Raw genomic sequence first — 15,665 nt, forward strand, 5'->3', positions numbered from 1 at the left:
CCCTCCCTCCCCTCCCCGCCTCGACCCGGCCCGGCGCGCCCCGACCCGGCCCGCGCGTCTGCCGGAAACGCCCGGACCGAGTGCGGTTCCGACTCACCGACACCGGGGTCGCCGTCTCCGAGACCGGGAACGCGAGCGGCGACAGCCACTTGCCCCGTCGAGCCCTGCGATCGGTCGTCAGATGGGGATCAGGGAAGACGCGTTCGACCTCCTCGCGTGCGACGGCGACGCCGTCCGGACGCGGTTCAACGAGTTCGTCTCGCGCCACGGCGTCACGTCGGACCGGGGGCGGGCGGGCACGGAGGTGGCCGCCGACGCCGACCGCGGAGACCGAGACGACCTCCCGGCGCTCACCGAGCGCGACCGCCGGCTGATCGACCGGGTTCGGCTCCTCGACACCGCCCCGATCGGCGTCACGCTGTGCGGGCCGGCGTACCGCGACACGCCGATCCTGTACGCGAACCGGACGTTCCGCGACCGCACCGGCTACTCGCTCGCCGAGCTCCGCGGTCGCAACCCGCGGCTGCTGCAGGGTCCCCGCACGGACCCCGCGGCCGTCGCGAAGCTACGCGAAGCGGTGTCGATCTGGGAGGCCGTCACCGTCGACGTGTGGAACCACCGGCGGGACGGGACGCCGTTTCTGAACCGCGTCTCGCTCCGACCGCTCCGCGGCGACGACGGGACCATCACCCACTGGGCCGCGGTACAGGCCGCGGTGCAGGCCGCAGTCGAGGGACCGACCGAGCGAATCGGAGACGCGGAGCGGTGATGCCGCGGTCGGTGTGAGCTCTCCGACTCCGGGGTCGGTGTCAGCCCTCCGCGGGAGGCCGCGTCGCTCGGGGGGGTCCGCACCTACCGACGCGGATCGGCGCTTTGCAGCCGCCGAGCGACGAGCGTGAACAGCCCCAGTCCGATCAGGTAGAGCCGCCAGCCGGCGCTCGCGACCGGGAACCGCCTGTCGACCGGCTCGTCCGTGACCTCTCGGGGGTCGCGCGGCTCGACGGGGTTGTTCACGTGCACCGTGTCGGTCGTTCCGCCTCCGCCCGCGTCGACCCGACGGGCCCCCGTCTCCGGATCGACTCGAACGTCGACGAACGTCTGTACGAACCCGTCGGTCGACGAGAGCAGCGCCTCTCCGTTCAGAGCGTAAAAGCGGTCTCGAAGCGGCCAGAGCGCGTTCACCCCCTCGAGGTGGACCCAGTCCAGCGCGACGTGCGCGAACACGTGCACGAACAGGCCGACCCACGCGACCGCGATCCACCGCTCGGCACTGCGCTCCGAGAACCGGTCGGCGAGCCGGTCGCGGAGCGTCGACCGGCCCCGCAGCCGCGTGTCGTAGTAGAGGAGCGCCGCGACCGCCGCGGGGAGCACGAGGTTGTGACCGACCGTCCGGTGGGCCCCCGGCATGACCGGGCCGAGGAAGCTGTCGACCTCCGGGAAGACGACGACCGCGAGGACGACCGCGAGCGCTCGCCGGTCGTAGTAGTCGCCGAGGAGCCCGACCGCGAGCGCGAGCGCGAACCCCGCGTGGACGACCGTCGAGACCATTTATCGGGTCGCCTCCGTTCGGTCGGTCGCGGCGTCGGTCTCGGCTCCGCCTCCGTCTCCGTTCCCCCCGGCGGACTCCCGCGAGCGGCGTACCCGCGCGAACCGCACCGCGAGCAGCGCCGCCCCCGCGGCGACGACCACTAGCTGCCAGCCGCTCCGGACGAGGTACAGCGTCCGGTCCGCGCCGAGAGAGAGCCCCGGTCGCCCGTCGGGGTTCGCGAAGGTCGGGATCACGTGCGAGGCGGTCGTGCCGGGGCTCCGAAACGGGAGGATCCCGGGCCCCTCCGCACCGAGCGCGACGAACGTCTGGACGATCCCCTCACGCGTCGAGAAGACGAGACGGCCGTCGATCCGGTAGTAGGCGTCGTGGACCGGGTACAGCAGGTTCGCGCCCTCGCCGCCGAACAGGTCGGGCCCGACGCCCGCGGCGACGAACGCGGCCAGCGCGACCCACGCGACCCGCACGCCCCGCCACCCGAACCGGGCGCGGACCCGAGAGTCGGTGCCGACGGCGGTGTCCCGGTAGAGCGCGACCGCCGCGAGCAGCGGGAGCCAGAGGGCGTGGAGGAGGGCGTTCGTCGCGCCCGGAACGACGAGGCTCGCGACCGCGTCGAGATCGGGAGCGACCGCGGCCGCGACGACGACCGCGACCGCGCGCCGGTCGAACGCGGCGCCGAGCAGGGCCGCCGCGAGCACCGCGCCGACGGCGGCGCTGACCAGCGTCGGTGCCATACCGACCCTGACACTCCCACGAGAATAAGCGCTCCGGGGGCGGAGTCGCCGCGAAACGGTGGCGGATCAGGCCCGGTCGTCGTCCCGTACCGGGCCGTCGCCAGAGTTCCGATCGACTGCGTCCGAGTTCTGTTCGACTGCGTCCGAGTTCTGTTCGACTGCGTCCGAGTTCTGTTCGACTGCGTCCGAGTTCTGTTCGACTGCGTCCGAGTTCTGTTCGACTGCGTCCGAGTCCGGCTCCACGGCGTCCGCCGGGATGAACGCGTCGTCGCCCGTCGGCGGGGCGTCGCTCTCCGCCGAGTCGCCGGTCTTCGACGGACCGGCGTCACTCGTCGCCGAGTCGCTGCCGTCGTCCGCCACCGACTCCCGGACGGTCCCCGACCCGTCTCCCGTCGGCTCTCCGAGCAGCGCGGTCGCCATCTGCCGGCAGACGTACGCGACGAGGTTCGTGACGTGAAGGGCCACGAGCACCGCGACGACGCCGACGAGGACCGCCAGCAGCGCCTCAGGGAGCGTGTCGATCGCCCACGTCACCGGCTCCCCGTTGGACTCGCCGAAGTTCGCCACGTATGGGTACCGCAGCGGGGCGAGAACGAGCGGGAGTCCGGCCGCGAGCGCGACCAGCGGGACGAACGCGAGCACGGTGACGAAGTATTTCAGCAGGAGGAAGCCGACGCCCCGCCACGTCGACGCCGCGTCGACGTACTTCCTGACGCCGGCGACCGCGCCGTCCGTGTCGGCGGGCACGTCGTCGTACCGCTCGAGGTCCGTGCCCAGCAGCCGGTCGGCGAGCCAGCGCTCGAAGCCGGCGGCGATCCGGGCGCCGAGGAGCGTCGCCAGCAGGACGACGAACCCGACGAGCACCACGGAGAGCAGGAGTCCGAAGACGAACCCGAACGAGAACAGCATCGAGTAGAGGAACCCGAGCGGGATCGCGAGCAGGAGGTACAACAGGTGTCTGTACGTCCGGCCGTCGACGAGGACGCCGACGACCGGGAGAGCGGAGGGTGATCTGAGGGAGACCATGTGCGCTCACAAACGGTTTCGCTGTCGACATAAATCGGTCGCTCGCCGGGCCGCGGGACGGCCCGAGAGCCGCGACGGGACGGTCGCGGGAGCCGTCGGCGCCGCGGCTCGCTCAGCCGATGAAGAAGTCGATGGCGTTCCCCGTCGACTGTCCTTTGTACAGCTCCGAGTAGCCGCAGTTCGCACACGAGACCACGACGAACTTGCGGTTCTGAACGTCGAACATCTTCGTGAGTCCGGTGCCGCTCGTCGCGATTTCGTCGGTCTCCGTCTCCTCGTGTCCGCACTTCGGGCAGCCGTCGTCGTCCCCGGCCGCCAGCGACTCGGGCCGTTCCCCGGTTCGAGTCGCGTCGGGGTCGGCGCGATCGCCGTCGCCCGCGTCGGCTCGCTCGTCGCTCGCTTCGTCGTCGAAGACGGAGTACTCCGTCCCGCTGTCGTTGTCGTCGGAGGGCATCAGTTCGGCTTTCAACGACCAGCCAATTGAGCGTTGTGCCCGCATGTGACGGGGCGCCACAAGCTATTCCACGACGCCGTACGATGCGAGTCTATGTCGCGCGTCGTCGTCGTCGCTGGGGTCGGACCGAACATCGGGACCGCGGTCGCTCGCCGGTTCCACGCTGACGGGTTCGCCGTCGCGATGCTCGCGCGGAGCGACCGGGTGACGGCCCCTCTCGCGGCGGAGCTCGGTTCCGATGCGGTATCGATAGCGGCTGACGTTACGGACCGATCTGCGGTCGAACGGGCGATGGAACGGGTCAGAACCGAGCTCGGCCCCGTCGAGGTCCTCGTGTTGAACGCCAGCGGCGGGGGCGGACGCCCGGTCGACGAGGCGAACGTCGAGCGCCTCCGCTCAATCTTCGACGTCCGGGTCGGCGGGTCGCTCGCCTGCGTCCGCGCGGCCCTTCGGGATCTACGAGAGACCGAAGGGACCGTCCTGTTCAGCGGAACGACGTTCGCGGAGCCTCCCGTGACCGAACAGATCGAGTGGGGCGCCGTCGGCCCGGCCGCTCGTGGACTCGCCCAGTCTCTGGACGCCGCCCTCGACGACGTCACCGTCACCTACGTCCGGATCGGATCGGCGGTCCGACCGGCGGAGAGTTCGACGGAGGCGGAGGAGACAGGTGACCGGATCGCGATCGACGCCGCCGACCTCGCCGCGGAGTACCGCCGGCTCGTGGACCGGCCGGGACTCGCGACGAGCGAGCTCGACCTGCGGGCGGAGTGACCGATCCGGGCGATCGAGTGGCGGCTACGCGTCGATATCGTCGACCAGCTCGTCGGCGACGCCGACGTACCCGGCGGGGGTCAGCGTCTTGAGCTCCTCGCGGACGCCCTCGTCGACGTCGAGGTCGTCGAAGAGGTCGCGGAAGTCGTCGAGGGTGACGCGCTTCCCCCGCGTCAGGTCCTTCACGCGTTCGTACGCCCCCGTGTCGCCCTCGCGTCGGAGGATCGTCTGGACGGCCTCGCCGATCACCTCGGGCGTCGCCGCCAGCTCCTCGCGCATGACGGCCTCGTTCGGGACGACCGTCGCGAGCCCGTCGCCGGCCTTCGAGTAGCCGATCAGGCAGTGCGCCAGGGCGGCGCCCACGTTGCGCTTGACCGTCGAGTCGGAGAGGTCGCGCTGGAGCCGCGAGGTCGTCACGTAGTCGGCGAGGAAGGTGAGGTCCGAGTTCGCCTTCGAGAGGTTCCCCTCGCTGTTCTCGAAGTCGATCGGATTCACCTTGTGCGGCATCGTCGAGGAGCCCGTCTCGCCCTCGACGGTCCGCTGCCCGAGGTACCGGTCGGAGACGTAGAGCCACGCGTCCAGGTCCAGGTCGAGGAGGACGTTGTTGACGCCGCGCAGCGCGTCGAACAGCGCCGCGAGGTCGTCGCAGGGGTTCACCTGCGTCGCGAGCGGGGTGTGTTCGAGGTCGAGCCCGCGCACGAACGACTCGGCGAACGCCCGCCAGTCGACCTCGGGGTAGGCCGCGTCGTGGGCGGCGTAGGTCCCCGACGCACCGGCGAGCTTGCCGGAGAGGTCGCCGTTGGCGACGACGACTCGACCGAGCGCGCGACCGAGCCGCGAGGCGTACACGGCCATCTCCTTGCCGAACGTCGTCGGCGTCGCGGGCTGGCCGTGGGTGCGCGCCAGCATCGGCGTCTCGCGGTGCTCCCGCGCGAGGTCGGCGAGCGCGTCCCGGACCTCGCGGATCGCGGGCACGATCACCTCGCTCACGGCCCCCTTCACCAGGAGGCGGTGCGCGAGGTTGTTCACGTCCTCGCTCGTGAGCCCGAAGTGGATCCACGGGTACAGCGCCTCGCCGTCCGCGATCGTCCCCGACTCCTCGAGTCCGTCGAGTCGGACCCGCAGGAAGTACTCGACCGCCTTCACGTCGTGGTTGGTCGCGCCGTACCCCTGCGCGCCCTCGACCTCCAGCGCCTTGATCAGGCGAGCGTCCTCGGCGGAGAACTCCTCGTAGACCCCCCGAAGCGCCGACTCGGCCGCCTCGTCGAGCGCGATCGGGGTCGCGTCGAGGCCGGCCAGATCGATCAGGTACTCGACCTCGACGCGGGTCCGGGCGCGCATGAGCGCGGCCTCGCTCGCGTACGGCGACAGCGGCGCGGTCCGGGAGGCGTACCGCCCGTCGAGCGGAGACACCGCCGCGAGCGGGTCCGAGCGCGACAGCCCGGAGATCGGTTCGTCGGCCGGTGCGTCGTCGCCGGGCGTGTCGTCGGCGTCCGTCATGTCCGCGACTGCCGCTGGAGCCAGCAAAAGCGTGTCGATGAGGAGTGGCACGGACGTGGATCCGTTTTCGGTCTTCGCCGTCGTCTCGCCCGGAATATATCCGCGAACGTGAACACACGACCGGAGCGGACCGCAATCGATATACGCGATCGGTCGGACCACTCGCGTATGAAGATCGCCGGACTCGCGAGCAACCGGGGACGGAACCTCAGACACATCGCCGACGCGGCGCCGGGCGACGCGGAGCTGTCGGTCGTCCTGACCAACCGCGAACAGGCCCCCGTGCTGGAGGCCGCGACGGAGCGTCGGATCCCGACGGAGGTCGTCGAGCGCGAGGCGGGCGAGTCGCGCGAGTCGCACGAGCGACGGATCGCCGACCGACTGGCGGGGTACGACTTCGATCTCGTCTGTCTGGACGGGTACATGCGCGTGCTCACCGACGAGTTCCTCGACGCGGCGCCGACGACGCTGAACGTCCACCCCTCGCTGCTGCCCGCGTTCCCCGGTACGGACGCCCACGAGCAGGTGCTCGACGCCGGCGTCCGGACCACCGGCTGCACCGTTCACGTCGTCACCGAGGAGGTCGACGCCGGCCCGATCGTCACGCAGGAGCCGGTACCCGTCTACGAGGGCGACGACGCCGACGCGCTGAAAGACCGAGTGCTTCGCGACGCCGAGTTCACGGCGTACCCGCGGGCCGTGCGGTGGTTCGCGGAGGACCGAGTGACGCTCGAACGCGACGGCGACGACGCGCCCGTGAACGTATCCGTCGACGGCGACGAGGGGGGCGACTTCCCCGAGCGGCGGTTCGTCTCCGAGGAGCGCGCCGACACGCTGCGGTACGGCGAGAATCCCCACCAGGACGCCGCGCTCTACGTCGACGACGGCTGCGAGGAGGCGAGCGTCGTCGACGCGCCCCAGCTGAACCCCGGCGCGAAGGGGATGGGGTACAACAACTACAACGACGCCGACGCCGCGCTGAACCTCGTCAAGGAGTTCGACGAGCCCGCGGCCGCCGTGATCAAGCACACGAATCCGGCGGGCTGCGCGACGAGCGACACGCTCGTGGACGCGTACGACCGCGCGCTCCGCACCGACGCGAAGTCGGCGTTCGGCGGCATCGTCGCCGTGAACCGCGAGTGCGACGCCGACACCGCCGACGCCGTCGTCGACTCGTTCAAGGAGGTCGTCGTCGCGCCCGGCTACACCGACAGCGCGCTCGACGTGCTCCGGGAGAAGAAGAACCTCCGCGTGCTCGACGTGGGTCCGCTCGGCGAGGGCGACGAGCGCTTCTCCGAGCGGTTCACGGAGAAGCCGGTCGTCGGCGGGCGACTGGTACAGGAGCGCGACCGACAGTCGCCGGCGGCCGCCGACCTCGACGTGGTCACCGAACGCGAGCCCACCGACGAGCAGCTGGAGACGATGCTGTTCGCGTGGCAGACGCTCAAACACGTGAAGTCGAACGGCATCCTGTTCGCGACCGGCACCGAGACGGTCGGCGTCGGAATGGGACAGGTGTCGCGCGTCGACGCCGTCACGCTCGCGGCGATGAAGGCGGAGAAGGACGCCGACGGGAAGTCCGCCGAGGGCGCGGTGATGGCCTCGGACGCCTTCTTCCCCTTCCCGGACGCGATCGAGGAGGCGGCCGAGGCCGGGATCGAGGCCGTGATCCAGCCCGGCGGTTCCGTCAACGACGAGGACGTGATCGCCGCGGCCGACGAACACGACATGGCGATGGCGTTCACCGGCTCGCGCTGCTTCCGGCACGACTGAGCCGGCGCCGTCGGTCGTCGGCCGATTCCGGCCCGCTACTCACACGCCGATCGGTTCCGATCTCTACTCGTACGCCGCGATGCCCGTCAGGTCCTCGCCGAGCACGAGCGTGTGGATGTCGTGGGTGCCCTCGTAGGTGTACACCGTCTCCATGTTGGCCATGTGACGCATCGGCGAGTAGTCGGTCGTGATCCCGTTGCCGCCGAGCATCTCTCTGGCGACCCGCGACTGGTCTCGGGCCGTGCGGACGTTGTTCCGCTTCGCCATCGAGACGTGCTGGGGCGTGAGGTCGCCGCGCTCTTTCAGCTCCGCGAGCCGGTACGCGAGCAGCTGGGCCGTGGTGATCTGGGTGGCCATCTCCGCGAGCTTCTCCTGTTGGAGCTGGAACCGGGCGATCGGCCCGCCGAACTGGTCGCGGTCGAGCGCGTACTCGCGCGCCTGCTCGAAGCAGTCCCGCGCCGCGCCCACCGCGCCCCACGCGATCCCGTAGCGGGCCTGCGTGAGACACGAGAGCGGCCCCTTCATCCCCGAGACGCCGGGGAGGACGTTCGCCTCGGGGACGCGCACGCCCTGCAGACTGATCTCGCCGGTGATCGACGCGCGCAGCGAGAGCTTGTCGTCGATCTCGTTCGTGGTCACGCCGTCGCGGTCCGTCTCGACGAGGAACCCGCGGACGGGGGCCTCGCCGGTGCTCCCGCTGTCCTCCCCGCCGCCCGACTCGTCGCGCGCCCAGACCACCGCCACGTCGGCGATCGGCGCGTTCGTGATCCACGTCTTCGACCCGTCGAGGACGTAGGCGTCACCGTCTTTCCGCGCCGTGGTCTCCATCGCCGAGGGGTTCGAGCCGTGGTCCGGCTCCGTCAGTCCGAAGCAGCCGACCGCCTCGCCCTCCCCGAGCGCCGGCAGCCACCGCTCCTTCTGGTCGCCGCTGCCGTAGGCGTGGATCGGGTACATCACCAGCGCTCCCTGCACGCTCGCCATCGACCGGAGCCCCGAGTCGCACGCCTCCAGCTCCTGCATCAGGATACCGTACGCCGTCTCGGAGACGTTCGGGAGCCCGTACCCGTCGAGGTTCGGCGCGTAAAACCCCATCTCGCCCATCTCCTCGATCAGATCCGTCGGGAACGTCCCCGCCTGGAAGTGGTCGCCGATGTCGGGGCGCACCCGCTCGTCGACGAACTCCCGGGCCGTGTCGCGGATGAGTCGCTCCTCCTCGCCGAGGTCCGCCTCCAATCCCACGTAATCGAGCATAGTCGGTAGTGCGTAACCGCCGGACAAAACGGTTCTGGAGGTCGAGAATCCGGAGCGTCCGCCCCTACGACCCCAACTGCTCGCGCGCGAACTTCGCTAACAGCGGGATGTCGTCGAGGTGGAGCAGCTTCGCCATCGCCCCCTTCTCGCCCTGGTTCGCCTTCTCGAGCGTGTTCTCTTCGGTCTTCCGGAGATCGCGCATAAACCGGTCGTAGCGCTCGTTGGGCGCGAGGTACAGCAGCCGCGTGAGCATCAGCCGCGACTTCATCCGCGGGGCCACGTCGCGGTGCCAGAGCCGCTCGTAGACCGCGAGGCTCTCGGCGTCGAGGCGACGCTTCGAGTCGGTGAGACACCGGTCGACGGTGGCCGCCGCGGCGCGGGCCGACTTCATCCCCTTGTGGATTCCCTCGCCCCACAGCGGGTCGATGGAGGGGACCGTGTCGCCGATCGCGAGGAAGCGGTCGGTGTGCATCTCGTCGGGCATCTGGATGTGCGCGGAGCCGCGGTGGACCTTCCCGTCGATCACCTCGGCGTCGGCGAACCGCGGGTCGCGGTCGACCCACGCGTCGAGGTAGCCGTCGACGGTCTGTCCCTCCTGGGCGAACTCGCGGTGCCGGTCGTTCTGGATGTAACAGATCCCGACCTTCGCGGTGTCGCCGCCGGTGGCGAAGATCCACGAGTAGCCGCCGGGTGCGATGTCGTGATCGAGTCGGAGCATCATCGCCCGGCGCAGGTCGGCGTACTCCGGGTGGTTCATCTCGACGCCCTCCATCTCGTACTCGATACCGATCGCCTGGTTCTCGCGTTCGAGGTCGACCACGTCGAGCGCGCTCGCGATCGGCGCCGCGGGACCGGTGGCGTCGACGACCACCTCGGCGTACACCTCCTCGTCGCCGTTGTACCGGACGCCTTCGATGACGCCGTCCTCGTCGAGGATCGGTCGCGACACCCGCGAGTCGAACCGGTACTCGGCGCCGTTCTCGCGGCCGTCGGCGACGAGGAACCGCTTGAACTCGGCGAACTCCAACACCGCGCCGGGCTGGTAGCTCTTGTAGTGGCTGTTGGGTGACTCCAACACCACGTCGTCGGTGTACGACATCACCACGTCGTCGGGGATTCCGAAGGAGGACATCATCGACGGGAACGTCCCGGCGGTCGACTTGTTGCTCTGACGGGGGAACTCGTCTTCCGGCTCCGTTTCGAGAACGACGACGTCGTAGCCTCGCGTCGCCAGGTCGCGAGCGCACTGGGCGCCCGCCGGTCCGGCACCCGCGATCACGACGTCGTAGCGATCAACCATATACCCGTGAATACGGACCCACGTAATTAGGCTTGCTGAAACGGGTCGCAAACAGGTTGTGACCCGGCTCGGTCGCCGGATTTTGGCGGTTCGCTGAGGTCGGAATATCGCGGGGATCGCGATCGCGGTCGTCAAGGGGACCGTCGCGGTCGGAGCGCGGGACGGTCAGAGCGCGGGGCGGCCGTAGAACGAGTCGAATCGCGAACCGCCTCGCGCCCGGTGCCGGTTCAGTAGAACTCGCGGACGAGGTCCGTCGCGCCCTCGGGCGCGCCGTCCGGGATGACGGACATGTCCTCGTCGACGCCGTGGCGCTCGTGGTACGGCACCGACTCCTCGTCCTGGTAGATGACGCCCTGGTGCTCCGTCTCGTCGTCGAAGATGACGTCTTTGGCGGCGTCCTTGTCGCTGGGATCGTGGCCCTCCTCCTTCAGGTCGACCAGCGAGTCGCGGAAGTAGTCGTAGGTGTCCACGTCGTTGAACGTGACGCAGGGCGAGTAGACGTTCACGAAGCCGAAGCCGTCGTGTTCGACCGCCTTCTGGATGATCTCCTGATGGCGGAGCGCGTCCGAGGAGAACGACTGGGCAATGAACGTCGCGCCCGACGCCAGCGCCAGCGCGTGCGGGTTGACCGGGGGCTGTTTCGGGCCCTCGGGGCTCGTCGAGGTCTCGAAGTCCTCGCGGGAGGTGGGCGAGGCCTGCCCCTTCGTCAGCCCGTAGATGCGGTTGTCCATCACGACGTACGTCATGTCGACGTTGCGTCGGACGGCGTGGACGAAGTGGCCCGCACCGATGGAGTAGCCGTCGCCGTCGCCGCCGGCGACCATCACTTCGATGTCGGGCCGGGCCATCTTGACGCCGGTGCCGACGGGGAGCGCGCGTCCGTGAACGCCGTGAAGCGCGTAGCTGTGCATGTACGTGCCGATCTTTCCGGAACAGCCGATGCCGGCGACGACGAAGGTGTTGTCGGGGTCGTTCCCCGTCTCCGCGAGGGCCTTCATCATCCCGTTCATGGTCCCGAAGTCGCCGCATCCCGGGCACCACGTCGGCTGCTTGTCGGACTTGAAGTCGGTGAATCGAATGTCTGAGCTCATTGGTTACGCCTCCACCCCCGTCGCGAGGGTCTCCCTGATGTCGTCTGCGAGTTCGTCCGCCTTGAACCGCACGCCGTTGTACTTGTTAATCCGGTCGACGCGCGCTAACACGTCGTGCTCGACGAGGTCCGCGAACTGCCCCTGCTCGTTGCACTCCACGACGATGACGCTCTCCGCCGCCTCGACGTCCTCGGAGAGGTCCGGCCGCGGGAAGATGTACGGGACGGAGAGCACCCGCACGTCGATTCCGTCGTCCGCGAGGAACTCGACCGCCTCGGCGAGCGCGCCCTCGTTCGAGCCCCACGAGATCACGAGCGTGTCGGCGTCTTCGTCGCCGAACTCGCGCGGACTCAGGTCCTCGCGCTCGCGGGCCGTCTCGACCTTCCGGTTGCGCTTGTCGACCTGCTCGACGCGCATCTCCGTGTCCTCGGTCCGACGGCCCTGCTCGTCGTGTTCGAGCCCGGTGGACATGTGCGCGCCGTCGGCCGTGCCGGGGAACGCCCGCGGCGAGATCCCGTCGTCGGTGATCTCGTGGGGCTGGAAGCCGCCCGACTCGCTCATGTGGTCGTCGATCGTCGTCTCGTCGACGACGTTGCCGCGGTCGACCTCGACCTCGTCCATGTCGAAGGTGTCCGGACTGAACGTCTGCTCGGTGACCGCCATCGAGAGGTCGGCGGTGAGGTAGACGGGGAGCTGGTACTTCTCGGCGAGGTTGAACGCCTCGACCGTCTTCCAGAAGCACTCGTCGATGGTCGTCGGCGCGAGCACGAACCGGGGGACCTCGCCGTGGCCGCCGTACAGCATCTGGTTTAAGTCGCCCTGTTCCTGTTTCGTCGGCATCCCGGTCGACGGGCCGGAGCGCATCACGTTACAGATGACGAGCGGCGTCTCCGAGGTCGCGATGAGCCCGAACGTCTCGGTCATCAGGTCGATCCCGGGCCCGGAGGTAGCGGTCATCGACCGCGCGCCCCCGCGGGCGGCGCCGAGCGCCATGTTGATCGCCGACAGCTCGTCTTCCGCCTGCACCACGTGACCGCCGTAGCGCTCGATCCGACCCGTGAGGTACGTCATCACATCGGTCGCGGGCGTGATCGGGTAGCCGGCGTAGAAGCGGCAGCCGGCCGCGATGGCGCCCATCCCGATCGCCTCGTCGCCGTTGAGCAGGACGTAGTCCTCGTCGGTGGTCTCCAGGTCGTAGTCGAACTCGTGGTCGTACTCCTCGGCGACGTACGACTGCCCCGCGCGGGCGGCCTCCTTGTTGTTGTCGACGAGCTTCTGGCCCTTGTCCGCGAAGCGCTTCTCCAGCGCGGAGTCGAGGTTCTCGATGGGGAAATCGGCGACCTCGCAGGCCGCGCCGAGCGCGACGACGTTCCGCATGATCGCCCCGCCGGCCTCCTCGGCGAGCCGTTTGAGCGGGACGTCGATCCCGATCATCTCGTCGGGGATCTCCACGTCCTGCATCGTGGTCCGCTCGCCGTCGTAGATGATCACCGACCCCTCGTGGAGCTCCTCGAGGTTCTCCTCGATGGTCCGCGGGGTCAACGCGATGAGCACGTCCAGGCGATCGACGACGCTCTGTACCTTGTCGACGGAGGTCCGCACCTTGTACGCGGTGTAGCCGCCTCGGATCCGCGAGGCGAAGTCCTTCGACGTGAACACGTGTCGACCCGCCCGAGAGAGCGCTTGCGCGAAGATCTTCCCGGTCGAGTCGATGCCGTCACCGGCCTCCCCGCCGACGGCCCAATTGAAATCCGCAGCCATGCTATGTCGCAGCTTTCGCCGGACTCATCAAAAGACTTCTGGAAGGAGCTATCGATCCATTTCTGAACGTTCGTTTCTCTTTTCGCGAATATTGTCGCTAAGAGGCGGCCATATCCGGTTATTTGCCAGATGGGATGGACATATGTTGTCCCAGTCTTTCACGATCGACTCGTATCGTCGGCGGTAGTTTCGACGCTCGTCGAACAGACGGCGCCCGGAGTCGGGCGGCGCCCGGACCGGTTTCGACACGGGCAGCACCGACGTCGACGGGAACACGTTTGTGTGTCCCGATCGGATCGGAGTCATGGACACCACAGCGACGGTCAGCGCGGTCGAGACGGTCGGCCGCGACACGTACGCCCTCCGGTTCGACGCGCCCGACGGGTTCGCCGCCGAACCGGGCCAGTTCGTGAAGCTCGGCACTGAGATCGACGGCGAGTCGGAGGCGCGCTTCTACACCCTCTCGTCGCCGACGGTCGGCGACACCTTCGAGGTCACGGTCGGCATCGACCCCGACGAAGGCGGCGAATTCTCCGCGTTCCTCGCCGACGCCGAGGCGGGCACCGAGATGACGCTCTCCGGGCCGTTCGGCGACCAGCACTACGACGGCGAACCGCGCGCGGTCGTGATCGCGGGCGGCCCGGGCGTCGGGCCGGCGGTCGCCATCGCGGAGCGCGCGCTCGACGACGGCGCCGAGGCCGCGGTCGTCTACCGGGACGACGACGTGTCGCACGCGGACCGACTGGACGCGCTGGCGGAGCGCGGGGTCGCGGTTCACCTCCTCGACGCGGCGGAGGAGCTGGACGACGCCGTCGCCGCGGCGCTGACGGGAACCGAGGGCGAGACGGTCTTCGTCTACGGCTTCGCCGACCTCGTCGCCGACGCGGAGGCCGCGATCGAGGCGGCCGGCGGCGACGCCGACGCGGCGAAGGTGGAAAACTTCGGCTAGACGCGGTTTATAAAAGATCAGCTGATCGTTTATAAGTAGTTGACTGCGGATCGGCGTGGGGTTCCTGCAAAGCCCCAGCCCCTCGCTTATAATCGACTGACACTGACTCTCAGGCAAACAATCCCAAAGCCCCAGCCGCGCCGCGACGGCGTTTATAAACGCCGTCGCGGGCTCCCTCGCGGGCTCTCGCCGGCGGCTTCGCCGCCGGCTGTCAGAGAGACCTTCGGTCTCTCCCTACTCGCGGCCGCCGAGGGTGGCCGCTCGCAGGCGCGCGCCACCGCCATCTGTTCCGGATCAGTCCCCGAAGTAGTCGGCGAGGCGCTCCGCGGCCGCCTCGGTCCGCGGCGTCACGAGGGCGAACCGGATCCACTCGTCGCGCGCGGTGCCGAACGCCTCGCCGGGCATGCCGGCGACGCCGGCCTCGTCGACGAGCCGCTTCACGTTCGCCATCGTCCCGGGAAAGTCGTCGAAGCGCGCGAGCACGTAGAAGGCGCCCTCCGGGCGGGTGTACTCGGCGCCGGCCGCGTCGAGTGCGTCGGTGAAGGCGTCGGCGCGGTCGGCGAGCAGGTCGCGGGCCTCCGCGTAGTACTCCGGGGGCGTCTCCGCGAGCGCGTGGTGGACCGCGTACTGCGAGGGACGCGCCCCGGCGACGTTCACGAGCATGTGTCGGGTCTTCGCGCTGTCGACGTGGTCCTCGGGGAAGACCCCGTACCCGACGCGGAACCCCGTGATCGCCATCGACTTCGAGAAGCCGCTGGTGACGATGACGCGGTCCGAATCCAGCGTCAGCGCCGACTCGAACTCGCCGGTGAGATCGAAGTGGTCGTACACCTCGTCGACCACGACGAGGGCGTCGACCGCCTCCGCGACCGCGACGACCTCGCGGACCGCGTCGAGGTCGTACACGGCTCCCGTGGGGTTGTTCGGCGTGTTCAGGACGACGAGGGCCGTGTCCTCGCTCGCGGCCTCTCGGATCGCGCCGACGTCGAGGCTCCCGTCGCGCTCCGTCGGAACGAGCGTCGGATCGCCGCCGAGCATGTCCACCTTCCCTGGGTAGTAGGGGTAGACGGGGTCGGTGAGGAGGGCTTCGGCCCCCGCGTCGCGCTCGAACGCGCGCGCCATCGCGAGGTAGTTGGCCTCGCCGGTGCCGTTCGTGACCACCACGCGGTCGGGATCGACGCTCCGGCGCTCGGCGATCGCCTCCCGGAGCTCTAACAGCCCCTCGCTCGGCGGGTACTGAAACGCCTCCGAGGGGAGGTCGGCGTACTCGCGGAGCGCCTCCCGCAGCGCGGCCGGCGGCTCCCAGTCGGGGTTCCCGCTCACCATGTCGATGACGTCCCCGTCGGCCGCGGCCGCGTACTGCATCACGTGGAAGAACTTCGGCTCCTCGTACTCCATACGGGTCGCTCGGCGTCGGTCGCCGTGGCTCTTTCGACTGGCCGTTCCCCCGCTCGACCGACCGTCTGCGTGCGTTATGCCGACCTTATTCCCCGGGCGATCCGATCCGGT

The 15,665-nt window shown here is 69.6% G+C and carries 14 protein-coding genes; 4 read left to right on the forward strand and 10 right to left on the reverse strand.

Annotation, left to right across the window (positions count from 1 at the left end; all coding sequences use genetic code 11):
* The first annotated feature begins 181 nt into the window (after positions 1-181).
* A complete protein-coding gene (locus tag C469_RS04915; RefSeq protein ID WP_008004382.1) occupies positions 182-769 on the forward strand; it encodes a PAS domain-containing protein in 588 nt (195 codons plus the stop codon).
* An 83-nt stretch (positions 770-852) separates the two neighbouring features.
* Here the strand turns inward: C469_RS04915 and C469_RS04920 are convergent, their stop codons facing one another.
* The 4 genes from C469_RS04920 to C469_RS04935 all read right to left on the reverse strand — a co-directional run bounded on the left by C469_RS04920 (position 853) and on the right by C469_RS04935 (position 3,760).
* Entirely contained in the window at positions 853-1,548 is a 696-nt protein-coding gene (locus C469_RS04920) for a metal-dependent hydrolase (protein ID WP_008004384.1), read from the reverse strand.
* Positions 1,549-2,280 carry a hypothetical protein gene (locus C469_RS04925; RefSeq protein WP_008004385.1) on the reverse strand — a complete coding sequence of 244 codons (732 nt, stop codon included), beginning with the start codon at positions 2,278-2,280 and terminating at the stop codon, positions 1,549-1,551. It abuts the gene before it with no gap.
* 66 nt (positions 2,281-2,346) lie between these two features.
* Positions 2,347-3,306 carry a sensor domain-containing protein gene (locus tag C469_RS04930; protein ID WP_008004386.1) on the reverse strand — a complete coding sequence of 320 codons (960 nt, stop codon included), beginning with the start codon at positions 3,304-3,306 and terminating at the stop codon, positions 2,347-2,349.
* 112 nt (positions 3,307-3,418) lie between these two features.
* A complete protein-coding gene (locus tag C469_RS04935; protein WP_008004387.1) occupies positions 3,419-3,760 on the reverse strand; it encodes a zinc ribbon domain-containing protein in 342 nt (113 codons plus the stop codon).
* Between the two features lie 93 nt (positions 3,761-3,853).
* Between C469_RS04935 and C469_RS04940 the strand changes: the two genes are divergently transcribed.
* A complete protein-coding gene (locus C469_RS04940; RefSeq protein ID WP_008004388.1) occupies positions 3,854-4,531 on the forward strand; it encodes an SDR family oxidoreductase in 678 nt (225 codons plus the stop codon).
* Between the two features lie 24 nt (positions 4,532-4,555).
* On the opposite strand, the gene purB is transcribed toward C469_RS04940, so the two are convergent.
* On the reverse strand, positions 4,556-6,031 hold the full coding sequence (purB, locus tag C469_RS04945; RefSeq protein WP_008004389.1) for an adenylosuccinate lyase: 1,476 nt from the start codon (positions 6,029-6,031) through the stop codon (positions 4,556-4,558).
* A 168-nt stretch (positions 6,032-6,199) separates the two neighbouring features.
* On the opposite strand from purB, the gene purN reads away from it, so the two are divergent.
* Positions 6,200-7,804 (forward strand): phosphoribosylglycinamide formyltransferase, encoded by a 1,605-nt coding sequence (purN, locus tag C469_RS04950; protein WP_008004390.1) that lies wholly within the window; start codon positions 6,200-6,202, stop codon positions 7,802-7,804.
* A 63-nt stretch (positions 7,805-7,867) separates the two neighbouring features.
* Here the strand turns inward: purN and C469_RS04955 are convergent, their stop codons facing one another.
* The 4 genes from C469_RS04955 to C469_RS04970 form a co-directional block, all read right to left on the reverse strand.
* The gene (locus C469_RS04955) at positions 7,868-9,055 is read right to left on the reverse strand and encodes an acyl-CoA dehydrogenase family protein (protein ID WP_008004393.1); all 1,188 of its coding nucleotides are present in this window, start codon (positions 9,053-9,055) and stop codon (positions 7,868-7,870) included.
* Positions 9,056-9,119: 64 nt separating this feature from the next.
* Positions 9,120-10,355, reverse strand: a complete 1,236-nt coding sequence (locus C469_RS04960) for a digeranylgeranylglycerophospholipid reductase (RefSeq protein WP_008004395.1) — start codon at positions 10,353-10,355, stop codon at positions 9,120-9,122.
* Between the two features lie 227 nt (positions 10,356-10,582).
* Positions 10,583-11,446: a 2-oxoacid:ferredoxin oxidoreductase subunit beta gene (locus C469_RS04965; protein ID WP_008004397.1), complete on the reverse strand. Its 864-nt coding sequence runs from the start codon at positions 11,444-11,446 to the stop codon at positions 10,583-10,585.
* 3 nt (positions 11,447-11,449) lie between these two features.
* Positions 11,450-13,207 (reverse strand): 2-oxoacid:acceptor oxidoreductase subunit alpha, encoded by a 1,758-nt coding sequence (locus C469_RS04970; RefSeq protein ID WP_008004399.1) that lies wholly within the window; start codon positions 13,205-13,207, stop codon positions 11,450-11,452.
* A gap of 304 nt (positions 13,208-13,511) precedes the next feature.
* Here C469_RS04970 and C469_RS04975 point away from each other — a divergent pair, with 304 nt between their 5' ends.
* Positions 13,512-14,156: an FAD-dependent oxidoreductase gene (locus tag C469_RS04975; protein ID WP_008004401.1), complete on the forward strand. Its 645-nt coding sequence runs from the start codon at positions 13,512-13,514 to the stop codon at positions 14,154-14,156.
* Between the two features lie 294 nt (positions 14,157-14,450).
* Here the strand turns inward: C469_RS04975 and C469_RS04980 are convergent, their stop codons facing one another.
* On the reverse strand, positions 14,451-15,554 hold the full coding sequence (locus C469_RS04980) for a pyridoxal phosphate-dependent aminotransferase (RefSeq protein WP_008004403.1): 1,104 nt from the start codon (positions 15,552-15,554) through the stop codon (positions 14,451-14,453).
* Between the last annotated feature and the right edge of the window lie 111 nt (positions 15,555-15,665).

This window comes from Halorubrum lipolyticum DSM 21995, assembly GCF_000337375.1.
Taxonomy (GTDB): Archaea; Halobacteriota; Halobacteria; order Halobacteriales; family Haloferacaceae; genus Halorubrum; species Halorubrum lipolyticum.